Below are 21,454 nucleotides of genomic sequence, written 5' to 3'. Positions count from 1 at the left end.
ATACGTCCACCCCGCCGTCTTTGTTGATGACGATACTCATCCGTGATCCGGCACGTGGCAGATTGTCAAAGCGCATGGGTAGCAGCCGATCACGCGCCATTACCCGGTCGCCTCGCTTGACGTTTTGCACGGACGAACCGACCTTCTAGACGACCCGAAGAACTCGTGTCCAAAGGTGTTGTCCGACTCGGATATCCCACGCTGCTGCGAGCGTTTGTGGATTGAGCAACAGCGCGACAACGACGGCGCCACAGCGACAGCGGCGTCAGAGCTTGTTGGCGAGAACGTCGAGATCGCTGATCTCCGGTGGCGAGGCGAAGAGCTCGTCAGCCCTCTCCGCCAGGGCTTTTCCAACGGCACCGCCAAGATGAGCCTCGCGTGCCGCGTCGTTTGGGAATGCGTCGATGATGCCAAAAGTCGACGGACCGAACCGAACCGCGAACCATGGCTTCGTGTCGGGTTCCTGTTCGACGAGCGGGAGAGCCGAGACAAGAAATTCCTCAACTGCGCGTTCTTTGCCGGGCTTGGCCTCGAGCCGTACGAGCAATGCCTTGGTAGCCATGGGAATCTTCCTTCTAGGTGGCGGATGACGGAGGAGCGGAAAACCCAACCGCAGAGGCGAGGTGTCCCAGCACTTCTCGGGACCACACTGCCCATTGGCTGGCGTCGCAGCGTCGGTCCCGGCAGACCAAAAATTCCATTTCGAATGGCTCTCAGGGGACGATGCCGTAGATCGATTCGTGATCCGGCCTAGAGACCCAGCGAGACGGACGGCAACATCAGCGTCCCACTGCGCCCGCCGGAGACTGGGCGAACGCATCAACGATGGCGCGGCAGAACGCTGGCAGGTCGTCGGGCGATCGACTGGAGATCAGATTTCCGTCGATGACGACCTCCTCATCTACCACGGTGGCACCCGCGTTGCGTAGGTCGGTGCGCACGCTTGGATAGGACGTCAGGGTCCGGCCTTCAACCACATCGGCCTCCACCAGCGTCCACGGACCGTGACAGATCGTCGCCACCGGCTTTCCTGAGCCCACGAAGGCTCGCACGAACGAGACAGCGGTTTCATCGATGCGAAGCTTGTCGGGATTGACGGTCCCGCCGGGCAGCAATAAGGCGTCGTAGTCGTCGATCGATGCGTCGGCGACCACTCGGTCGACGGTGAACGTACCCGCCGATTCGAGGTCGTTGTTGCGTGCCTGAATCTCACCCGCCTTCAATGACAACAATTCGGTGTGCCCGCCGGCGTCCTGAACCGCCTCGCGTGGGGTCGCCAACTCGACGCGTTCTACGCCGTCCGCGGCCAGGATCGCGACTTTCTTGCCCTGCAATGTATTCGCCATGGGGAACTCCTTCGTTTGTGGACCTACACCACAGGCTCGTCCGTCGGGTGCGGTGATGTGGGTGGCGCCTGCTAACCAAATGCTCGGCGTTCTGGTCACCGACTTCCTGGACCCGCCACTGTGAAGGTGCGGTCCAAATTTCATCCCGGTGTATCAAGCCCGGCGCCAAATGCATTGCCCACATGCGGGATCGGTTCGTCAGTCATCGTTGCCACTTCTCAAGTCGGCGGTCGCCGGTGCGAGCGGCGGATTCGCACGACCGTTGGTCTCGCCAGACTCCGGATGACGCCCGCGGCTTGCACTGATAGGGCGAACTCGGCCCCGAATATTCGGCTTGCCGGCCCAGTCCCCGGGCCCCCTTCGGCATCGCACACTACGAGGAGGCAAGTACGGGACATCGCGGCACCAGATGGTTAGGGAGATTCTCGAATGAAAGCACTTGTGTACGACGGACCGCGTGACGTCGTCGTCAAAGACGTCCCGGATGCCAAGATCGAGCACCCGACCGACGTGCTGGTGAAGATCACCACCACCAACATCTGTGGGTCGGACCTACACATGTACGAGGGCCGCACGGATCTTGACCCGGGCATGGTGCTCGGTCACGAGAACATGGGCATCGTCGCGGAGGTCGGCAGCGCAGTGGTCAAGGTCTCGCCAGGTGATCGAGTGTGTCTGCCCTTCAACATCGGTTGCGGTTTCTGCCGTAATTGCGAACAGGGTCTGACAGCGTATTGCCTGACGACGAACCCGAACCCGGAGATGGCCGGTGCCGCCTACGGGTTCGCAGATATGGGTCCCTACTGGGGTGGGCAGGCCGAGTATCTGCGGGTGCCGTTCGGCGATTTCAACTGTTTGCGCCTGCCAGAGGACGCGCAAGAGAAGGAAGCCGACTACGTGATGCTGTCCGATATTTTCCCCACCGGATGGCACTGCACTCGTCTGGCTGACATGCAACCCGGTGATTCCGTAGTGGTGTACGGGGCCGGCCCGGTGGGTTTGATGGCGGCGTACTCGGCGATGATCCAGGGCGCCAGCAAGGTGATGATCGTCGACCGACACCCCGACCGTCTGCGGCTTGCCGAACAGATCGGCGTCATCCCCATCGACGATTCCAAGGGTGATCCGGTTGAGCAGGTACTCGAGCAGACCCGCGGAAGGGGTGCCGACAAGGGCTGCGAATGCGTCGGCTATCAAGCACATGATCCGCAAGGACAAGAAGATTCGGCGATGACCATGAATCGGCTGGTCGATTCTGTGCGGTTCACGGGGCACATCGGAGTGGTCGGCATCTTCTTGCCCCAGGACCCCAATGCGCCCGACAACCTGGAGAAGAACGGGAAGATCGCCTTCGATATGGGCAAGTTCTGGATCAAGGGGCAGAAGATCGGCACCGGGCAGGCCAACGTCAAGCACTACAACCGCCAGCTTCGTGACCTGATCCATGAGGGTCGTGCCAAGCCGTCATGGATCGTCTCCCACGAACTGCCGCTCGACGAGGCTCCGTCGGGCTACCAACATTTCGACGCCAGGGACGACGGATGGACCAAAGTCATACTCCACCCATAGATCGATGCGTCAATCGGCTCTGCTGCGACAGTCGATGATCATGACCACTGGTCGACGATGACGGTCCATGACGGCGACGCCGCCGAGGGATCGGCCGGCCGCGAGCCCGGTACCGACGAAATGCAGGAACCGGATGATCGCTCGGTGGGCTTCCTGGAATTGTTCTTCGACCTCACGTTCGTCTTCGCGATGTCGCAGGTCACTTATCTGATGCTCCATGACATCTCCTGGCAGGGCTTCGGCCGAGGTGTGCTCGCTCTACTAGCCCTTTGGTGGGCGTGGGTGTGCTACGCCTGGCTGACCAACTTGTTCGAAATCGCACGGGTAATCCACACGACTATGGTCATCGTCGCGATGGCGGCGATGTTCATCGCGGTGATCGCGCTGCCGACCGCATTCACCACCGCCGCCCTCGTTTTCGCGCTCGCCTTGTTCGCCGTCCGTCTTATCAACGCCGGCATGTTCATCGCCTCGGCATCCCGAGGCGAGGCTGAATTGGCGTCGGCGATCCGCCGACTGGTCCCCGGTCTGCTCGTCGGGCCGGTCCTGATCGTTGCCGGCGCATTTGTCGACTCCCCCTACCGTGAGTTGCTGTGGGTCGCGGCGGCGGCGGCCGACTTCGGCAGTCCCCTGATAGCCGGAATCAACGGACTTCGGGTCGTGCCTGCGTATTTCATCGAGCGCCACGGTTTGGTGATCATCATCGCGCTGGGCGAGGCGATCATCTCGCTGGGAGCGGGCGCGTCCGAAAGCCTGCACCGCCCAGGCGTCCTCGGCGCTGTGGTTCTCGGGGTGTTGATCACGGGCACCCTGTGGTGGACCTACTTCGGCCTCACCACCGGTGCCGAGGAGCGTCTGCGGCTAACGCCCGCTTCCGAACGGGCACAGTTGGCGCGCGACGCGTACAGCTACCTGCACCTGCCGCTCGTCGCTGGCGTTGTCTTCTTCGCCCTCGGGGCAAGGGTTTCGGTGGAACACATCGGCGAGCCGTTGGCGCCGCTGCCCGCCCTCGCCCTCACCGGTGGGGTGGCACTGTTCTACGCCGGGGAGGTGGCCTACCGATGGCGGGATCACCATCTGCTTGTTGTCGATCGGCTCCTGACAGCCGTCGCGTCTCTTCTGATGTTTCCGGTGGCAACGTCTGTCCCGGCCGTCTTGTCGCTGACCATACTCACCGCGATCGGAGTCCTGCGACTCGCATGGGAGCTGTGGCGACGCCCGCAGATCGGCACCATCAACGCGGGAACCGTGCGGTGAGGCAGGACAATTCGCTACCGGTGGACGCAGGGCGCTGCAATGCGTGTCGAAAATCTCACCTAATTCAGGGAGTCTGGCAATCTGCTCCGCAGTCTGGTGAACCCGGCAACAACGGGGCGCTGAATCGTCCTACGAGAACCACCACGACGACGTAGGCTGACCAGCGGGTTTCCGGGCAGACAACTTCCGGCCCGGAAATGCGCTTCGGAACAGACTTCGGGTAGCCCATTCTTAGAAGGGGGTGGGCTCGAGAGGCCCGAGCCCAAGGCTCCAAAAAGAACGATCACTCGCACAGCCGGTCACAAGGCACTCGCGCAACCGAACAAGCACTATCAGCTGGACTGGCCGCATTGACGCAGGTCAGTTTGAGCGACTCCGACGCCGGCGAAATCTTCCGCGTCGCTACGGATCTTCCGCGTCGCTACGGCCGCCGTCGGCGGACTTGGACCCTGCCAGGTCCAGGCCAGTTACCGGTCGGTCAACGGCGAATTCATCCGGTTTCCACAGTCGCAGCCAGCACACCGTGACATCGAATGGCACCGCCGGTCCAACTGGGATGGCCAAGTCGAGGCGAAAGGCGGCCGGTGGCGGTGGGCGTTCCCGCTGCGACACCGACGCACCACCAACGGGTGTTTCGTGGTCAGTTCCACCAGACCTCCGTCGAACGACGCAACCCAGTTGCTGACCATTTGTGTCGAGCGCGCAACCCACACTATTTAGTGGCGGCAATGCCAATATCCGCAAAGATGGCGACACCCTGTCGCGCGTGCTCGGCCCTGTCGTCGTGGACGGGGTCATCCAACTGGACACCGTGTGGACGTTCGTCCGAGGCCAGTGCGCACGACTTACTCGGTTCACCCCTCGACCAAGAGCATGCGTGCCCCCGGGTTATTGCCCCAGGGGGTGGTGCGGATGGTGATACAGGAGCACACTGGGTAGGCAGCTCTCGATTCCGACAGCGATCCGTGTCCCCAGTTGCTCCAACTCCGGGTTAGACGCACGCCACCGACTTCTCCAACAGGTCGGCGGAGGAATCTCTGATGACTTTCCTGGATCCAACCGCGGAGGTTGCTTTAGCTGCCGCCGGAGAGACTCCTGCTGAACTGGCCCAGCAGACCGACGCTGCCCTGGCGCATGCCGCAACGCATGCCCGGGTCTCCGGCGACGCGGCACAGCTGACAAAAACAGTCGCCGATTTGGAAGTAGCAAACCGTGAACTCGCCGCAACGGTGGGGCGGCTACAGCGGCAGACGAAGGTGCACGAAGCATTGAGCACGGGAGTGGCCGCGGGTACGGGCGAGCAAGGAATTGCGGACGCACTAAACGACCTGACAGGGCATTCGGTGGCTATTGAGGATCGGTTCGGCAACCTGCATTGCTGGGCCGGACCCGGCCTACCGGACCCCTACCCCAAGCAACGGGCGGACCAGCGCGAGCTCCTACTGCACGAGCTGGCCGCGCAGAATGGTCGAGCTCGAATCGGACGGCGAGTACTCACACTCGTCCAGCCCCGGACCGAGATCCTCGGTGTCCTCGCCTTGAACGACCCGGACGACACGGTGACCGAGGACAAGTTGTTCGCCCTGCGTTACGGCGCCACTGTTCTCGCACTGGAACTTTCCCACCAGCGAACCGTCGCTGAGATCGAACTGAACTTGCACCGCGATCTCGTCGACGACCTGTTGGCAGGCACCGACCGGGATGGGGCCTACGCTCGTGCCGACGCCCTGAACCACGACCTGCGGCGCCCCCACTACGTGGTGGTATTGCAAAGTACCGGTCGGACCGAGAACACGCTGACAACCGCCGCCGGGCGTGCCGCAACCGCATTGAATCTGACCTACCTGCAAGGGCGCCACGCGGGTCTGGTCGTGCTGCTCATCGCCGGGCGCCCGGACCCCCCGGCGCTGCACCGCACGATCAGTGACATCCTCGGCAAGACCACCAGCGTCGTCGGTGTCGGCTCTCGATGTCTGGTGCCCGAGGACTTTCCGCGGTCCTTCATGGAAGCCCGTCGGGCCATGAGCATCCGTTTGCGCTCAGTCAGTCCACAAGGTGCAGTGGCGTTCGACGAACTCGGTTTCTATCGGCTCATCGACGCGGCAGACGGCGGCGGCGAGGTGGAAAGCTTTGTGCGCGAATGGCTTGGCGCACTGCTGGATTACGACACCAAGAAGAAGTCCGACCTGGTGATGACCCTGAGCGATTACCTGGAGTGCGGTGGGAACTATGACGAATCCGCGGCTGCACTGCACATCCATCGCAGCACGCTGCGTTACCGGCTGGCGCGCATCGCTGAACTGACCGGTCACGACCTCCGCAATGTCGATACCCGGTTCAACCTGCACGCCGCAACGCGGGCGTGGCGCTTCCTGAACCCTGCTGGCTGAACGGAAACCGGCTGCGAGCGGTGGCTAGGACGAGTCGTCGCCAGATTCACTGACGGGGATCTTGCTGGACTTGGTGCTTTCCGCCTTCGGTACGTAGAGCTTCAGCACGCCATACGCCAAGGACGCTTCGACGTCACTTTCCCGAAGCTGGCCCGGCAGCGCCAGCCGCAACTCAAACTCACCGACCCGCCGGGTTCGGCGGCGGAACAAACCTTCGCGCTTGCGCTCCTTGACCTCGCCAGTTATCGCAAGTTCGTTGCCGTTCAGATGGACATCGACATCCTCGCGCCGCACGCCAGGAAGCTCGATCTCGATGATGTAGGCGCTGTCGGTCTCGACGACGTCGGCTGCGGGCAACCAGGCACTCTCACCGCCGTGGCCACCGAACACCGACTGTGCCAACCGGTCTATTTCCGCATAGAGACTCTCGAACTCGCGAAACGGACGCCACTGCGCCTGTCCAGCAGAATGTTTCACCGGCAGAGTCATATCAGCTCCTCTTCTCATTCATCAGCGCCCGTCGCACTGTCGGGCCGATTTCACGGCCCGCAATTTCAGTTGTGGGGGTTTCCGTCACGACGGTCGGAATCAGAACACCAGCCGGAAAAGCGTGAACACCCGGTTCCAGTGCTCAGTCGACGGGTGGGACACCGTCGGGTCCACCAGGCGAAACGACCGGGCCAGCGCGATGCCCAACCCGCCGAACAACTCTGGCAACAGCTCCTCGGTTTCAGCTGCGAACGTGACGTCACTGGGCGGCTGTCGTACCACTTGACGCAGCAGCTTACGGATCTCTTCAGCTTCCTCGAGCTTGTCGAATTCGCGCATTCGTTCCTGGACACCCTTGGTGATCGGAAGGTCCTGCGCCATAATCACGTCACGCCCGTTCCATTTGGCCGTATTGCGCCCCGCTATGGCGATGTCGTCGATCTGCTCGTCGACAAACGCCCGGAAGCGTCGCACATCGTTCTTGTCGATCTTGATGCTTGCGACCGAGCGGAAGAACCGTTCGAACACTGGAATACCCGACGGATGGGTCACGCGTCACCTCCGGTCCACAGATCCTGGCTAGCCCGACCGGGCTCGTACTCAACGTTGGCATTTCGTTGGTCACCGCGAACCGGACTCGCAGGTGCAATCTCGCCAGGCCGATTCGGCCTAACAGGTCGATAGACACCAGGGAGCACATGGGGCTGACTTATCTCGCACGGGGTCAATCGGTTTAGGTGTTCGATCGTGAAGGGCCGACCTCCCGCTTAGTGTCCGGACACTCGGAGGCGTTTGAGCCCGATTTTCGTAGGGCCAAAATAGGGCCAAACTTTCAGACCAGGTGCTCCAGAGGGTCCAATTCGGCCCATCTACAAGCCTCTGACCAGCGCAAACAGAAAGTTAGTGTAGCTAAATCAGCCTCACACGCGGAAGGTCGCTGGTTCGATACCAGCCGGGACCACCACATAAATACTTCGTCGCACGCGATCAGTTTCAGAACGCCTGGGCATCCAAAGTGGCGACCGCGGCCGTTTCGCCCCCGGCGTCAGTGAATGCGGTCAAAGCGCGGACCAGGCCCTGCCGTTCGCGCGGAGGCATCTTTCCTACCACTTCGGCTATCTCGTCACGGCGGTGGGCAGTCACAGCCTTGACGACCTCTCGGCCGCGGGCGGTCAGCTCCACGACAAGTTCGCGGCGGGACTCCGGATGCGGTTGGCGATCGATCAGGCCGGCCGTGACCAATCTGTCGACCATCCGCCCGGTGGTGGACGGTGCGACATCGAGCAGGCCGGCCAACGTGGCGAGGTTGACCGGAGGCCGCGTCGAGAGGATGACCAGTGTGCGGAACTGGGGGATCGTGATGGTTTCGTCGACTTCGGCTATCGAGCGCGCCGACATGGCTACGAGTAGTCGGGACGCTGTCAGCAACGCGTCGGTGACGGCGTCGGTCGAGTCCGCTGCGTCCGCCATGACATCCCTTCGATCTTTCGGAGCTATTTTGCCAGTACGGGAAAACTGTCGCTTACTGCAACTATGGCAGATGTGATGGGCGAGCGACGAGAGCTTTCAACAAGATCGGACCGCCCGAAACCATCGTTAGCCTCGGCACCGCGCGTACTTGTCAATGAGCGCGCGTTCTGCCGGAATTGGGCTATACACCAAAGGATCCCGTGGCGTACATCCGCCTACGGTGATGACGACGGGGCCGCGGGCGTGGCCGCTGGCGCCGATATGGCCGGACAGTTGGTCGCTGGCGCTGTAGAGAACGGGCGCGGGCAGCGTGGCCACAATCGGCAGATGCCGGGCGGCCAGCGCAAGAGCTGCGGAGACGTCGTGCGAGCGGGTTGTCTTCTCCGAGAACCACACTGGCGGAGTTGTCGACCAGTTGATCCTGAGCGCATCGATGTGGGGTATCGACTGATCGGCATTGACGCGGCGCCACGCGTCGAGTTCGGCGGCGGTGGGATACCGCCGCGAGAAGGACATCTCCGCCGGGTGAAGTAGGCCGGCTGAAATCGTCCACCCCAACTCGGCGAGTCCGGCGAATTCCGTGGACAACACTCTCGCGACATCGGCGACACTGGTGAAGTCGGACGGATCGGCCAACGCGACGCTGGCCACATTCGAATGTCCGGCTTCCTGCTCCGCGAGAGGCGCGGAGGCGTGAACAATCGTGGCGCGCAATTCGACTGTCGCCAAGGGAAACTCGCTGCACAGCCGCACCCAGTCCCGGGCCTGCTGGACAATTTTCTCGGTGTTGGCAATTGTGTGTTTCCCGCTATCGACGGCGAAGACGCTTCGGCCGTGTCGCAGATCGAGCTCGGCGCGGTAACCACGGAATGCGCCGCTGCCCAGAGCAGTCAGGTAGTGCGACGTGACGGCTGCGGCCTTCTCGGCGGTGACGCCATCTTGCACCTCTACGTCGATGGTGAAGTTGACCATGTCCTGCGCAGGCCTGTTGTTGAACGTATGGCCGATGGTTCGGACGCCTGGCATGGCAGAAATCTGCTGCACCAAATGGATCGACGGCCGCACCGCGATCGGGGACTATGGCGTCACAGGCGCCCGACACCAGAGCTACCGCAGCCAGCGCGACGGCCAGAGAGCGGGCGCGCAACACGCCGAAATTCTCTCGCATGCGAGGTGACCAGACCCCGGGCCAGATAGCCCCCCGCAGCGCGCGAGCGCAACCGAATCCCACACCTAGCCGCACATGACAACTATTGCATAGTGCTACCGTGTCGTGGGATCATCGCAGCTGATACCGCATTCGGTGCGCCTCGGGCCGGACTCGGCTCGTCCCTCCCGGGGCGAGCGGCTTTCGCAGTCGGCCTGACAGTGCTGGCAGGTGCAGTCTTTGTTTAAGACGATGACCGGAGGACCTTATGCACACACGGACACGATGACCGGTGAGCGGACCAGTCGCTTCGGCCCCTAAATGGTTGTGCGGCTTCGTGATTGCTCTGACGCCGGCGTCCCTGGTGGCGGCCGGCTGCTCGGCAGGCACCTCGGCCTCGCCCGCCAGTCCGTCGTCATCCGCACCCCGATCGAGCTCGTCTGTCGGTGCGCTGTCTGACAGGCGGGTCGCGAGGGCTGCGTTAGGAGCGCGCGGATTGGTCGACGCGCTGAACGAGGCGGGGTTTGCGGCGCCGAACCCCCTGGACACGACCGCACAAGACTGCCCGGCAGCAGGGTGCTCCCAATCAGTGGTCACCGACACCCTCCGTGTGATGTCATTCCGCGCTCCCGGCCAGGCGCAGATCTACGCCGCAGACCGAAATCTGTTTCAGACGGCCACGATCGTGGTGGAGTTCGCACCCCCGCTCACCCGTTCCGAACGGGTCCGCTATCAGGTCGAGATTCCCAAACTCATCGAATAGTCGCGAGGTACGCATGAAGATAGCGATCAGCGGCGCCGGTGTGGCCGGCCCCACGCTGGCACATTGGTTGCACCGCAGCGGACACCAGCCAACGCTGATCGAGCGTGCCCCACGATTTCGAACCGGTGGCTACGTGATCGACTTCTGGGGGGTGGGTTTCCAGGTCGCGCAACGCATGGGCATCGAGGCGACCGTGCGCGAACGTGGCTACCAGGTCCAGTCGATCCGCTCGGCCCGTCCCGATGGGCGAACCCGTGGATCGTTGAGTGTGGATGGATTCCGGCGGGCGGTGGGAGATCAATTCACCAGCATTCCCCGTGGCGATCTTGCTGCCGCCGTCTATGCGACGATCGAAAACGATGTCGAAGTGATCTTCGGTGACAGCATCACGGCGGTCGACACACACGCCGACGGTGTCGGTATCAGCTTCGAGCGAGCCAACTTTCGCGAGTTCGACCTTGTGGTCGGTGCGGACGGTTTGCACTCCACTGTGCGCCGGCTGGCACTCGCGGCTGATTCGACCGTCGAACACTATCTGGGGTATGAGGTTGCCGCCTGCGTCGTCGACGGTTATCGCCCGCGGGATGAGCTCGTCTACGTCACCTACTCCGAACCGGGCCGATCCATCGGCCGGTTTTCGCTGCGGGACAACCGAACCATGTTTCTGTTCATACTTCGGTGCTCACGTCCGCGCGACCCCGGCGACACTTCGGCCCGCATTGCGCTACTTCGCGACCACTTCGCCGACTTGGGCGGCGAGTGTGCGCGCATACTTGCCGCGCTCGACGACGTCGGTGACCTGTACTTCGACGTCGTCAGCCAGATCCGCCTCGATCGCTGGTCTCGAGGACGTGCGGTTCTCGTTGGTGATGCGGCTGCCTGCGTATCGCTGTTCGCGGGCGAAGGCACTGGTCTGGCGATGACTGAGGCCTATGTGCTTGCCGGCGAACTGCATCGGGCCGGCAGTGATTATCGGAGCGCTTTCGACCGCTACGAAGCACGCCTGCGGCCCTTTGTCGAAGGCAAACAGAAAAGCGCCGAGCGACTCCTTCCCGTCTTCGCCACCCGAACCCGACTGGGCATCTGGTTCCGCGATCTCGTCATGAACACCCTTGATGTGCTTCCGCGCGCGGATCTGTTTCTGCGCCGCGATCTGCGAGACGATTTCGACCTACCGGCCTACGCGATGTGAACCTCGGCGCAACGGCCCGGCAATGTCGGCCGCCGGCGCAGGGGAGGTGTTCAGTTTGTGGACCCGTCGTCACGTGGTGACTCCTGGTCGACGGGGTGGTCGTCACGATGCTGTGCGGCGAGTTGCTGGTAGGTGGCGGTGAAGGCCGCGGTGCCGCGCAGCAGCGCTGCGCGGTCTTCGGGATCCATCGCTTCGGTGACGGTCTCGAACAGCGTCATGCGGTGGTGGCTCAGGTCGTCGAGGATGGCTTGGCCTGCGGGGGTGAGTTCCAGCAGGGTGGCCCGACGATTATGGGGCGCCACGCCGCGACTGATCAGCCCTGCTTCGGCCAGTCGGTCACTGAGGCGGCTTGCACTCGACGGCGCCAGCCCGAGGTCATCGCCCATTTCGGTGACCAGGCTGGGGCCCAGTCGCTGCAGCGATTGGAGGGCCCGCAGTGGAGCCATGCCGATGCGTTTGACCGACTCTTCGAGAACGACCAGGTTGAGCGCGAACAGTCCGCGGGTGGCGTGTTCGAGCTCATCGGCATACCTGCCGGTGCCACCTGCGCAACCGCGACTCGTGTCGGTGCGGCCGGAAGGTTCCATGCGTGCACACTAGCCCGTGCGTGCTAGGACCAAATTGCACATCATCATGTTTGGAGATCATCCATTTCGGTCAAACGGTGTCCAGGGGGTGAGCGAGCAGGGACGAGCAGAGTAAGGAGCGGCGGTGGCGCGCGATACCCGGGGCCCGGTGCCCGGCGAAACGGACGATCTGCGACGGGTCAGCTTGAACCCGCCGCACTGGCGGGAAGCGCGCAGAATGCTTGCCGCCGAAGCCGCCGTCCTGGCGGTTCTGGCCGTAGTCACTCTGGTGATGGCCATCACCGCGCGGTCGCGAACCCCGGGTCCTCAGATCTTGGATATCGGAGTCAGTGCACCCTTGGGTTGGACTCTGCTCGGCGCGGCCGTCGCCGCTGGGGTGGCGGTGGTGTGGCGCCGCGCCGCGCGGGTGATCACCGCGACCTTGAGTATCGGCGCGGTGATGCTCGTCGTGATCTGCGCGGTCGCTGCCGTGCACCATACGCACCTCTTCGGTTCCACCACCCCGGTGCTGCTCGTGTGGGCGTTGGTGTTCTGTTACAACTTCGCAGTCGCAATCTGGCTGGTGCCCAACCACATTGAAGGTCCGGACTGGATCGCCCGGCGAACCGCACGACCAGCTGCGCAGCACGGCAAACGGGGTCGCCGGCCGTGAGCGCGACGATTCCTGAACCTCATGTGTTACGCGAATATGCGCTGTTGGCCGATGGGCAGCGCGGCGCGCTGATCGGACCGCGTGGCGACATCGCCTGGATGTGTGCGCCGCGTTGGGCTGATGACGCCGTCTTCAGTAGCTTGATCGGCGGTCACAGTGTGTGGGCCCTCACGCCGGCGGCGAGGTTCGTCTGGGGTGGCTACTACGAGGACGGCACCCTGATCTGGCGGTCCCGCTGGGTGAGCACCGAGGGGATCGTCGAATGCCGGGAAGCGTTGGCCTATCCCGGCGATGCGCACCGGGCGGTGCTCATGCGTCGGGTGATGGCGATCCGTGGCGAGGCTCGACTCGACATGAACTTCCGTCCGGCAGCCCGATTCGGTCACGACGCAATGACGCGTCTGACCCGAGACGACCAGGGCTGCTGGCACGCCATCGCCGGCGAGCTTCGCATTCGAGTATCCGGAGCGCCGGGTGCTACTCCGGGTGACGGCGGATCAGCCTTGCACGCTCGCCTCGTGGTGCCCGAGGGTGGCACCCACGACCTCGTCGTGGAGATCTCCGACCAGCCTGCCGAGGGTCGCGTCACGAATCCCGACATGCTGTGGGAGTCCACGGAAAACAGTTGGCGGCGTGCGGTTCCCGTGATGCAGCACAGCATCGCGCGACGCGACGCCCGCCATGCCTACGCTGTTCTGCGCGGGCTGACCGCCCCTGATGGAGGGATGGTTGCGGCGGCCACGACCAGCCTGCCCGAACGTGCCGAGCAGGGCCGCAACTATGACTATCGCTACGTCTGGATCCGCGACCAGTGTTACGCCGGGCAAGCAGTCGCGGTCGACGGCCCCCATCCGCTGATGGACGACGCCGTCGCTTTCGTCGCCGACAGGCTGCTGGCCGACGGCCCCCAGCTGCGCCCGGCCTACACCATCGATGGCGGTCTTGTCCCGAATGAGCGCTCCCTGCACCTGCCCGGTTATCCCGGCGGCAGTGACATTCTCGGCAACCACGCCAACGGTCAATTCCAACTCGATGCGTTCGGGGAGGCCTTGCTGCTGTTCGCCGCCGCCGCCCGTCACGATCACCTGCACACCGACGCCTACAACGCCACCGTCGCGGCGGTCGACGCGATCGCCCAACGCTGGCAGCAACCCGATGCCGGGATCTGGGAGCTCGACAACCGGCACTGGACGCATTCTCGACTGATCTGCGTCGCTGGTTTGCGCGCCATCGCAGGCGAAGTCGGCGGTGGCGACGGCGGCCGGTGGAGTGCTCTGGCCGACGCCATCCTGGCCAGCACCGACGACTGCGTGCATCCGAGCGGGCGCTGGCAACGCGCCCCGGACGACTCCCGCATGGATGCCGCACTGCTCACACCGGCATTGCGGGGGGCGCTGCCTGCCCGCGACCCGCGCAGCGTCGCAACCGTGGCCGCGCTGAGTGCCGAACTTGTCGATGACCAATTCGTCTACCGATTCCGCCACGACGAGCGTCCGCTGGCCGCTGCTGAGGGCGCCTTCCTGTTGTGTGGGTTCTGGGCGGCGCTGGCCCACCATCAGCTCGGCGACGACGTGACTGCGATGCGCTACTTCGAACGCAACCGGGCAGCCTGCGGACCACCAGGACTGCTGTGCGAGGAGTACGACATCGAACAGCGCCAGTTGCGCGGGAATCTCCCGCAAGCCTTCGTCCACGCCCTGTTGCTGGAAACCTCTCTGACGCTTGGCCATCCGCTCGGTGGCCACGTGTCGGCCGAGGATTCCGGTCACCTCATCCCAGCCCTCAAGGAGACACTATGACAACATCCTCGCCCCGCACGATCGTGATCACCGGAGCCAGTGCCGGTATCGGACGTGCTGCCGCACAGGCTTTCGGTCGCCGCGGCGACCGCGTCGTATTGCTGGCCCGCGGAGAAGCCGGCTTGGCGGCGGCGGCCGCCGAGGTCGAGTCCGCGGGAGGCAGCGCCTTGCCGATTCCCACCGACGTCGCCGACGCCGCCGCGGTCGACGCGGCGGCCACCAGAGCCGAGGAAACTTTCGGGCCGGTGGACGTCTGGGTCAATGACGCCTTCACCTCGGTCTTTGCTCCGTTTGCCGACATCAGTCCCGAGGAGTTCCGCCGTGTCACCGAAGTCAGCTATCTAGGGTTCGTCTACGGCACCATGGCCGCGCTGGCCCGTATGCGCACGCGTGGCCGGGGCACCATCGTGCAGGTCGGCTCCGCCCTGGGGGTGCGGGCGATTCCCCTACAGTCGGCGTATTGCGGCGCCAAACACGCCATCAACGGATTCACCGAGTCACTGCGCACCGAGCTGCTGCACGATCACAGCGACATCCACGTCACCATCGTTCAGATGCCTGCGCTGAACACGCCCCAATTCTCCTGGGTGCTGTCCCGGCTGCCGCGACACCCGCAGCCGGTGCCGCCGATCTACCAACCTGAGGTGGCAGCCCGGGCGATTGTGTACGCCGCCGACCACCCGCGCCGCAAGACCCACTGGGTCGGCGCGAGCACCGTGGCCACCATCATGGGTCAACATGCGGTTCCTGCCGTGCTGGATCGCTACCTCGCCAAGACCGGCTTCTCCTCACAACAGACCGGGGAGGCCACCGGCCCGGACCGGCCCAACAATCTCTGGGAGCCCCTCGACGGCGTGGACGGCAAAGACTATGGCGCCCACGGGATCTTCGACGACCGTGCGTGGTCGCGGTCACCACAACGGTGGCTGGCCGAGAACGCCCACGGGTGGTCACTGGCCGCCGCCGGCGCGGCATTGATCGCCGGCGGTGCCGCTGTCGCGCGGCTTCGCTGATCAGGAACGACATTCGACGCAGACCCATAGACAAGAGATTTCGGGAGCATAGATATGAAAGACACCGTTGCGGACGTCCTGTTGGCCCGGCTGCGGGAGTGGGGTGTGCGACAGGTCTTTGGATTTCCCGGCGATGGCATCAACGGGTTACTGGCGGCTTGGCAGCGGGCCGGCGACGATCCGCAGTTCGTCCAAGCCCGTCATGAAGAGATGGCAGCTTTTGAGGCCGTCGGGTTCGCGAAGTTCTCCGGCCAGTGCGGAGTTTGCGTGGCCACCAGCGGTCCCGGTGCGGTGCACCTGCTCAATGGTTTGTATGACGCCAAACTCGACCACGTTCCCGTGGTGGCGATCGTGGGTCAAACGGAACGCTCGGCAATGGGTGGCTCGTATCAGCAGGAGATCGATCTGCTCAGTCTGTTCAAGGACGTGTGCAGCGACTACGTGCAAATGTGTACCGTCCCTGAGCAATTGCCCAACCTGATCGACCGGGCGATCCGTGTTGCAGTCAGCGAATCCGCGCCGACGGCGATCATCGTGCCTTCGGATGTCTTCGAGTTGACCTACGAGCCCCCTGGGCACGCGTTCAAGCAGGTACCGTCCAGCCTCGGACTGAGTCGGCCGTGCGTGACACCTGACGACACCGCCGTCCGCAAGACGGCTGAGCTGCTCAATGCCGGGCAGAAAGTCGCCCTGCTGGTCGGTCAGGGAGCGCGCGGCTGCGAGGACGAGTTGGCCCAAGTGGCCGACCTACTCGGTGCCGGCGCGGCAAAAGCTCTGCTGGGCAAAGACGTTCTACCTGACGACCTGCCCTGGGTGACCGGTTCGATCGGCCTGCTGGGGACGACCGCGAGCTGGCACCTGATGATGGGCTGCGACACCCTGCTCACTGTCGGATCCAACTTTCCCTACACCCAGTTCTTGCCCAAGCTCGACCAGGCCCGCGCGGTGCAGATCGACCGCTCCGGCAAGTGGATCGGCATGCGATACCCGTACGAGATCAATCTGGTCGGCGACGCCAAAGCCACCTTGCAAGCGTTGATTCCATTGCTGCACCGAAAGACTGACCGTTCCTGGCGGGACAAGATCGAGAAATGGGTCGACAGCTGGTGGACGACGGTGCAACGCACCGCGATGACCGATGCCGACCCGATCAACCCGATGCGATTGTTCTGGGAACTGTCACAGCGCATGCCCGCCGATGCCATCATTGCCGCGGATTCCGGCTCTTCGGCCAACTGGTATGCCCGGCACCTGAAGTTCCCCGCCGGAGTCCGCGGCTCCCTTTCCGGAACGCTGGCCACGATGGGCCCCGGGGTTCCCTATGTGATCGGCGCCAAATGGGCACACCCGGACCGTCCGGCCATCGCCTTCGTCGGAGACGGCGCGATGCAGATGAACGGGTTGGCCGAGTTGATCACCATCGCCCGGTACTGGCAGCAGTGGGCCGATCCCCGTCTGATCATCGCCGTACTGCACAACAACGACCTCAACCAGGTCACCTGGGAAATGCGGGCCATGGAGGACTCGCCCAAATTCGAAGCGTCGCAGTCACTTCCCGATGTCGACTACGCCGGTTTCGCTCGCAGTCTGGGCCTACACGGCGAGAACCTCGACGACCCGAACGCCCTGGGCGGAGCGTGGGCGCGAGCGCTGGGCGCCGACCGTCCCACCGTGCTCGATGTGCGCTGCGACCCTGACGTACCGCCGATCCCGCCGCACGCCACCTTCGAGCAGGCGACGTCGCTGGTCAAAGCCGTCCTCGGCGGCGACGACGACTCCGCCGGATTCATCAAGCAAGGCGTCAAACAAAAAGTGCAACAGTACTTCCCAAAAGAAAAGGCTGACAAGTGAAACCGATCGCCGCAGCGCTGCACGCCATTCGAACCGGCCGCTTCGAACGCACCCTGGCGGCGCTGACCGCCGGTGGCGCGGCTGTCACCACCGCCGAGATCTACCTGTCCCACGACGGCGCCAGCTTCGGCAACAAGATGATGTATTGGCCCGTCGTCATCGTGCCCACCGCGATACCGGCCGGGGTGGCCGGGTTCTTCTCCGCTCGCGCCGCGCGCACCGTCCTACCGGCGGCAAGTGCGCTGATCGTGGCCAACGGTGTTCAAGGCGCCTACCTGCATCTGCGGGGAATCCGACAGCGGCCAGGCGGAATCACCAAGTACAACATGGAGTCCGGGCCCCCGGCCTTCGCGCCGCTGTTGGCATCGTTGGTCGGCGGCATGGGCCTGCTGGCTGCGTTGCTGCGCCGAGAAGACCTACCGGGGCCCGGGGCGGGAGCGTCGCGCTGATGCCGATCCGCCCTTCTCACCCGCGGGCCATCACACCGCAGAACCGGGGTCGCTTCCCGGGCTTCGACGTGCTGGCCCTGGCCGATCAGTGGGACGAGGTGACCGCGGGAGTCGTCCTGGCCCGGCTGGCGCTGCCCAAGGCGCTGGCGTTCTTCACCCCCCAGGAAGTCGCTGTGGCTGCGCCCATGCTCGATCTGCTGCTGGCACAAGACGACGACCCGCGGGTGCCGGTGCTGGCGCTGATCGACCATCGACTGGCCGTCGGCGAGACTGACGGCTGGCACTACGACGACCTTCCCGCGGACGGCCAGGCCTGGCGCGAGTCGCTCGCGGCCCTGGATGCCGACGCCCACCGTCGCTACGAACTCGGCTACGCCGAGCTGGGACGCTCCGCACAGGCGCGGCTTCTTCAGGATGTCCAAGACCTCGCCGATCGCGGCCAGACCTGGTACAACTGGTCCGCCACCCACATGTGGAGCCTGTGGACGCGCTACGCGTGCACCGCGTTCTACTCCCATCCGTGGGCGTGGAACGAAATGGGCTTCCCCGGCCCTGCCTACCCCCGCGGCTACCTGAACCCCGGTATCAACGCGCGCGAGGGCTTCGAGGTCAACGACCACGACGACATCGACCCCGTCCCCTTCGCGCGACGCGTGGAACGCGCCCGGCGCGCGGACGACGACCTGCCCGCCAGGAGTGCCGATGGCTAACACACGGGAGGTGCGCGCACGCAATGAATCGGCGTGGTTGCTGCCCAACGACGGGACCCGCACCAATCACCGGTTACGTGCCGACATGCGTCGGTATGGGCACGACGATGTGGTCGACCTCGTCATCGTCGGCGCGGGCGCCGGCGGTGCCACGCTGGCGCAGCGATTGGCCCGTGCCGGGTGGTCAGTGGTGGTGCTCGACGCCGGACCGTTCTGGGACCCCGACACCGACTGGGTGAGCGACGAGCGGGGCTCGCACGGCCTGTACTGGACCGACCCACGTCAGATCGGCGGGTCGGATCCGGTTCCCTTGGGCTCCAACAACTCCGGGCGCGGTGTCGGCGGGTCGATGGTCCATTACGCCGGCTACACGCCGCGCTTTCACCCTTCGGACTTCCACACGCACGCCGTCGACGGAGTCGGTGCCGACTGGCCGATCGCGTACCAGGACCTGCGACCCTATTACGAGCAGATCGAGGCCGAACTCCCGGTGGCAGGCCAGAATTGGCCCTGGGGCGATCCGCATTCATACCCGCACAGTCCCCACCCGGTCAGCGGCAACGGCCTGACCGCACTGCGTGGCGCCGAGGCCATGGGCATCGACATGCGCGTCGGGCCGGTCGCGATACCCAACGGCCGCTTCGGTAACCGGCCGCACTGCATCTACCGAGGTTTCTGCATCCAGGGCTGCAAGGTGAACGCCAAGGCCAGCCCGTTGATCACCCACATACCCGACGCGCTGGCCCACGGCGCCGAGGTCCGGCCCGACAGCCACGTCAGCCGCATCCTGGTCGATGAGCGCACCGGCGCCGCAACCGGCGTCACGTATTTCCATGCCGGCAGAATGCACCGCCAGCGCGCACACGCGGTGGCGGTGGCCGGCTACTCCATCGAAACCCCCCGCCTGCTGCTGCTTTCGGCAACCGAGGCGCACCCCGATGGACTGGGCAATGACCACGACCAGGTGGGCCGTAACCTCATGGTGCAAGGGGCGCCCCAGGTGGCCGGCCGCTTCGACGACGACATCCGGATGTACAAGGCGCCCCCGCCGGAGGTCAGCACCGAGCAGTTCTACGAAACCGACCCGACCAAGCCGTACCGACGCGGCTTCTCCATCCAAACCGTCAGCCCATTGCCTATCGCATGGGCAGAACATGTTGCCGCACAAGGGCATTGGGGACAGACGTTGCGGGAATACATGCGCGATTACGTCCACTGGGCCACTCTGGGCGCACTGTGCGAGCTACTGCCACAGCCCGGTAACCGCGTCACCTTGGCCGACGAGACCGACCGGCACGGTCTGCCGGTTGCGCACTTCGCCTACAGCCAGTGCGACAATGACCAACAGCTCATTCGCGCCGCCACTGACGTCATGTCCGACTTGTTGCGCGCGGCCGGCGCACAAGAGGTCATCACCATTGAGCGCTACGCCCACCTCGTCGGCGGTGCCCGGATGGCGCAGCGCCCGCAGGACGGGGTGATCGACTCCGAGCACCGTGTCTTCGGTGTGGACCGTGTCTACGTCATCGACGGCAGTGTCATGCCGACCCAGGGGGCAGCCAACCCGGCGCTGACGATCATGGCACTGGCCGCGCGCGCTGCCGATCTGCTTGCCGTTCACGCCAAATCGTCATGACCGCGCCCCCACTGATTGAGGACCTGCAGGTCGCCACCTACACCGTGCCCACCGACGGACCCGAAGCTGACGGCACCCTGACCTGGGATGCCACCACCGCAGTGGTGGTCCATGTGCACGCCGACGGCACCTCGGGAATGGGGTGGACCTACAGCTCGCCCGCCGCCGGCTCCGTCGTCATCGAACACCTTGCCGAGGTGCTCACCGGCCGAGATCCGTTCGCTGTCGCCGGCGCCTGGGAAGCGATGCGCCGCACCTGCCGCAACTACGGCACCCGCGGGCTCGTGATGCAGGCGATCTCGGCGGTCGACATCGCATTATGGGACCTCAAAGCCAAACTGCTACACCAGCCGCTGGCAGAAATGATCGGTCAACGCCGTGGGGCTGTAAGAATCTACGGCTCAGGTGGATTCACCAACCTCGACGATGACCGGCTCGCTCGACAGATCGAATCGTGGCAGGCCGCGGGGTGCACGGCGATGAAGATCAAGATAGGACAGGATTGGGGTGCCGACCTCAACCGCGACCTGACCCGCGTTCGCCAGTTGCGGCTGCTGGCAGGTGACGATGTCGAGCTGATGGTCGATGCGAACGGCGCATATACCCAAGGCCAGGCTCGGCGGATCGGCGCGGCGCTCGACGACCTCGGCGTTGTCTGGTTCGAAGAACCCGTGAGCAGCGATGACACCGAAGGTCTCAATGAGGTGCGACGCGCACTGCGCTGCGATGTGGCGGCGGGGGAGTACGTCGCCGATCTCTACGACGCGCGGCGCCTACTTCCGGTGGTCGACTGTTTGCAACTCGATGTCACTCGCTGCGGCGGTTACACCGGCTGGCTTGCGGCAGCATCGCTGGCCGCCGCTCACAACCTGCAAGTCTCCGCGCACTGCGCTCCCGCCCTGCACGTCCCGGTGGCCGCCGCGGTCCCCGATTTCCGCCACCTCGAATACTTCGTCGACCACGCCCGCCTCGAGGCGGAAGTGTTCGACGGCGCACCCACCCCCCGAGACGGTCACCTCCATCCTCCGCGCGATCGCCCGGGCCACGGCGTGGCTGTCGCCGAGGACGCCGAACGATACCGACACACCTGACGAGCGGTTCGCTGCCCATCGGGCACATGGACGGCCCGCATGG

20 protein-coding genes and 1 tRNA gene are annotated in these 21,454 nt (G+C 64.5%); 14 read left to right on the top strand and 7 right to left on the bottom strand.

Annotated elements, in window-relative coordinates:
• Positions 1 to 265 precede the first annotated feature (265 nt).
• Positions 266 to 562, bottom strand: coding sequence for a putative quinol monooxygenase (locus AB4879_RS13455; protein ID WP_370507973.1), 297 nt, complete (start codon positions 560 to 562; stop codon positions 266 to 268).
• Positions 563 to 779: 217 nt separating this feature from the next.
• Complete coding sequence (locus AB4879_RS13450) at positions 780 to 1,346, bottom strand: type 1 glutamine amidotransferase domain-containing protein (protein ID WP_370507972.1); 567 nt, start codon at positions 1,344 to 1,346, stop codon at positions 780 to 782.
• A gap of 429 nt (positions 1,347 to 1,775) precedes the next feature.
• On the opposite strand from AB4879_RS13450, the gene AB4879_RS13445 reads away from it, so the two are divergent.
• From AB4879_RS13445 to AB4879_RS13435, 3 genes are all read left to right on the top strand, one after another.
• Positions 1,776 to 2,915, top strand: a complete 1,140-nt coding sequence (locus AB4879_RS13445; RefSeq protein ID WP_370507971.1) for a glutathione-independent formaldehyde dehydrogenase — start codon at positions 1,776 to 1,778, stop codon at positions 2,913 to 2,915.
• 57 nt (positions 2,916 to 2,972) lie between these two features.
• Positions 2,973 to 4,172 carry a low temperature requirement protein A gene (locus AB4879_RS13440; protein ID WP_370507970.1) on the top strand — a complete coding sequence of 400 codons (1,200 nt, stop codon included), beginning with the start codon at positions 2,973 to 2,975 and terminating at the stop codon, positions 4,170 to 4,172.
• Positions 4,173 to 5,212: 1,040 nt separating this feature from the next.
• Positions 5,213 to 6,562, top strand: a complete 1,350-nt coding sequence (locus tag AB4879_RS13435; protein WP_370507969.1) for a PucR family transcriptional regulator — start codon at positions 5,213 to 5,215, stop codon at positions 6,560 to 6,562.
• A 24-nt stretch (positions 6,563 to 6,586) separates the two neighbouring features.
• Here AB4879_RS13435 and AB4879_RS13430 read toward each other — a convergent pair whose 3' ends face one another.
• Both AB4879_RS13430 and AB4879_RS13425 read right to left on the bottom strand, forming a co-directional pair.
• Positions 6,587 to 7,051 carry an Hsp20/alpha crystallin family protein gene (locus AB4879_RS13430; protein ID WP_370507968.1) on the bottom strand — a complete coding sequence of 155 codons (465 nt, stop codon included), beginning with the start codon at positions 7,049 to 7,051 and terminating at the stop codon, positions 6,587 to 6,589.
• 99 nt (positions 7,052 to 7,150) lie between these two features.
• The gene (locus tag AB4879_RS13425; RefSeq protein ID WP_370507967.1) at positions 7,151 to 7,603 is read right to left on the bottom strand and encodes a DUF1931 family protein; all 453 of its coding nucleotides are present in this window, start codon (positions 7,601 to 7,603) and stop codon (positions 7,151 to 7,153) included.
• A gap of 350 nt (positions 7,604 to 7,953) precedes the next feature.
• On the opposite strand from AB4879_RS13425, the gene AB4879_RS13420 reads away from it, so the two are divergent.
• A tRNA-Val gene (locus AB4879_RS13420) sits at positions 7,954 to 8,015 on the top strand.
• Positions 8,016 to 8,044: 29 nt separating this feature from the next.
• Here the strand turns inward: AB4879_RS13420 and AB4879_RS13415 are convergent.
• Together AB4879_RS13415 and AB4879_RS13410 are read right to left on the bottom strand one after the other, a co-directional pair.
• A complete protein-coding gene (locus tag AB4879_RS13415; RefSeq protein ID WP_102806662.1) occupies positions 8,045 to 8,521 on the bottom strand; it encodes a MarR family winged helix-turn-helix transcriptional regulator in 477 nt (158 codons plus the stop codon).
• Between the two features lie 126 nt (positions 8,522 to 8,647).
• Positions 8,648 to 9,586, bottom strand: coding sequence for a hypothetical protein (locus tag AB4879_RS13410; RefSeq protein ID WP_370507966.1), 939 nt, complete (start codon positions 9,584 to 9,586; stop codon positions 8,648 to 8,650).
• Between the two features lie 695 nt (positions 9,587 to 10,281).
• Here AB4879_RS13410 and AB4879_RS13405 point away from each other — a divergent pair.
• Positions 10,282 to 10,431 carry a hypothetical protein gene (locus AB4879_RS13405; protein ID WP_158249001.1) on the top strand — a complete coding sequence of 50 codons (150 nt, stop codon included), beginning with the start codon at positions 10,282 to 10,284 and terminating at the stop codon, positions 10,429 to 10,431.
• Positions 10,432 to 10,444: 13 nt separating this feature from the next.
• A complete protein-coding gene (locus AB4879_RS13400; protein ID WP_370507965.1) occupies positions 10,445 to 11,623 on the top strand; it encodes an FAD-binding domain in 1,179 nt (392 codons plus the stop codon).
• Between the two features lie 50 nt (positions 11,624 to 11,673).
• On the opposite strand, the gene AB4879_RS13395 is transcribed toward AB4879_RS13400, so the two are convergent.
• Entirely contained in the window at positions 11,674 to 12,210 is a 537-nt protein-coding gene (locus AB4879_RS13395) for a MarR family winged helix-turn-helix transcriptional regulator (RefSeq protein WP_370507964.1), read from the bottom strand.
• A 124-nt stretch (positions 12,211 to 12,334) separates the two neighbouring features.
• Between AB4879_RS13395 and AB4879_RS13390 the strand changes: the two genes are divergently transcribed.
• The 8 genes from AB4879_RS13390 (at position 12,335) to AB4879_RS13355 (ending at position 21,411) form a co-directional block, all read left to right on the top strand.
• Positions 12,335 to 12,862, top strand: a complete 528-nt coding sequence (locus AB4879_RS13390) for a hypothetical protein (protein ID WP_370507963.1) — start codon at positions 12,335 to 12,337, stop codon at positions 12,860 to 12,862.
• Positions 12,859 to 14,661 carry a glycoside hydrolase family 15 protein gene (locus AB4879_RS13385; protein ID WP_370507962.1) on the top strand — a complete coding sequence of 601 codons (1,803 nt, stop codon included), beginning with the start codon at positions 12,859 to 12,861 and terminating at the stop codon, positions 14,659 to 14,661. Before AB4879_RS13390 ends, AB4879_RS13385 begins: the two co-directional genes overlap by 4 nt.
• Positions 14,658 to 15,674, top strand: coding sequence for an SDR family oxidoreductase (locus tag AB4879_RS13380; protein ID WP_370507961.1), 1,017 nt, complete (start codon positions 14,658 to 14,660; stop codon positions 15,672 to 15,674). The genes AB4879_RS13385 and AB4879_RS13380 overlap by 4 nt, the downstream gene beginning before the upstream one ends.
• Positions 15,675 to 15,728: 54 nt before the next feature.
• On the top strand, positions 15,729 to 17,525 hold the full coding sequence (locus AB4879_RS13375) for a thiamine pyrophosphate-requiring protein (RefSeq protein ID WP_370507960.1): 1,797 nt from the start codon (positions 15,729 to 15,731) through the stop codon (positions 17,523 to 17,525).
• Complete coding sequence (locus AB4879_RS13370) at positions 17,522 to 17,974, top strand: hypothetical protein (protein ID WP_370507959.1); 453 nt, start codon at positions 17,522 to 17,524, stop codon at positions 17,972 to 17,974. The genes AB4879_RS13375 and AB4879_RS13370 overlap by 4 nt, the downstream gene beginning before the upstream one ends.
• Entirely contained in the window at positions 17,974 to 18,684 is a 711-nt protein-coding gene (locus AB4879_RS13365; RefSeq protein WP_370507958.1) for a gluconate 2-dehydrogenase subunit 3 family protein, read from the top strand. Before AB4879_RS13370 ends, AB4879_RS13365 begins: the two co-directional genes overlap by 1 nt.
• An 85-nt stretch (positions 18,685 to 18,769) precedes the next feature.
• Positions 18,770 to 20,320 carry a GMC family oxidoreductase gene (locus AB4879_RS13360; protein ID WP_370508313.1) on the top strand — a complete coding sequence of 517 codons (1,551 nt, stop codon included), beginning with the start codon at positions 18,770 to 18,772 and terminating at the stop codon, positions 20,318 to 20,320.
• Positions 20,317 to 21,411: an enolase C-terminal domain-like protein gene (locus AB4879_RS13355; RefSeq protein ID WP_370507957.1), complete on the top strand. Its 1,095-nt coding sequence runs from the start codon at positions 20,317 to 20,319 to the stop codon at positions 21,409 to 21,411. The genes AB4879_RS13360 and AB4879_RS13355 overlap by 4 nt, the downstream gene beginning before the upstream one ends.
• The last annotated feature ends 43 nt before the right edge of the window (positions 21,412 to 21,454 follow it).

Origin of the sequence: Mycobacterium sp. SA01 (genome assembly GCF_041287105.1) — a bacterium.
Lineage (GTDB): Bacteria > Actinomycetota > Actinomycetes > Mycobacteriales > Mycobacteriaceae > Mycobacterium.
Note: the sequence above shows the minus strand (reverse complement) of the source record. Positions and strands in the feature narration are given on the sequence as shown.

Bases quoted from the DNA above. Each gene is read 5' to 3' on its own strand.
- AB4879_RS13455 (WP_370507973.1), bottom strand. From the start codon at position 562: ATGGCTACCAAGGCATTGCTCGTACGGCTCGAGGCCAAGCCCGGCAAA.
- AB4879_RS13450 (WP_370507972.1), bottom strand. From the start codon at position 1,346: ATGGCGAATACATTGCAGGGCAAGAAAGTCGCGATCCTGGCCGCGGAC.
- AB4879_RS13445 (WP_370507971.1), top strand. From the start codon at position 1,776: ATGAAAGCACTTGTGTACGACGGACCGCGTGACGTCGTCGTCAAAGAC.
- AB4879_RS13440 (WP_370507970.1), top strand. From the start codon at position 2,973: ATGACGGTCCATGACGGCGACGCCGCCGAGGGATCGGCCGGCCGCGAG.
- AB4879_RS13435 (WP_370507969.1), top strand. From the start codon at position 5,213: ATGACTTTCCTGGATCCAACCGCGGAGGTTGCTTTAGCTGCCGCCGGA.
- AB4879_RS13430 (WP_370507968.1), bottom strand. From the start codon at position 7,051: ATGACTCTGCCGGTGAAACATTCTGCTGGACAGGCGCAGTGGCGTCCG.
- AB4879_RS13415 (WP_102806662.1), bottom strand. From the start codon at position 8,521: ATGGCGGACGCAGCGGACTCGACCGACGCCGTCACCGACGCGTTGCTG.
- AB4879_RS13405 (WP_158249001.1), top strand. From the start codon at position 10,282: ATGTCATTCCGCGCTCCCGGCCAGGCGCAGATCTACGCCGCAGACCGA.
- AB4879_RS13400 (WP_370507965.1), top strand. From the start codon at position 10,445: ATGAAGATAGCGATCAGCGGCGCCGGTGTGGCCGGCCCCACGCTGGCA.
- AB4879_RS13395 (WP_370507964.1), bottom strand. From the start codon at position 12,210: ATGGAACCTTCCGGCCGCACCGACACGAGTCGCGGTTGCGCAGGTGGC.
- AB4879_RS13380 (WP_370507961.1), top strand. From the start codon at position 14,658: ATGACAACATCCTCGCCCCGCACGATCGTGATCACCGGAGCCAGTGCC.
- AB4879_RS13375 (WP_370507960.1), top strand. From the start codon at position 15,729: ATGAAAGACACCGTTGCGGACGTCCTGTTGGCCCGGCTGCGGGAGTGG.
- AB4879_RS13365 (WP_370507958.1), top strand. From the start codon at position 17,974: ATGCCGATCCGCCCTTCTCACCCGCGGGCCATCACACCGCAGAACCGG.
- AB4879_RS13360 (WP_370508313.1), top strand. From the start codon at position 18,770: ATGCGTCGGTATGGGCACGACGATGTGGTCGACCTCGTCATCGTCGGC.
- AB4879_RS13355 (WP_370507957.1), top strand. From the start codon at position 20,317: ATGACCGCGCCCCCACTGATTGAGGACCTGCAGGTCGCCACCTACACC.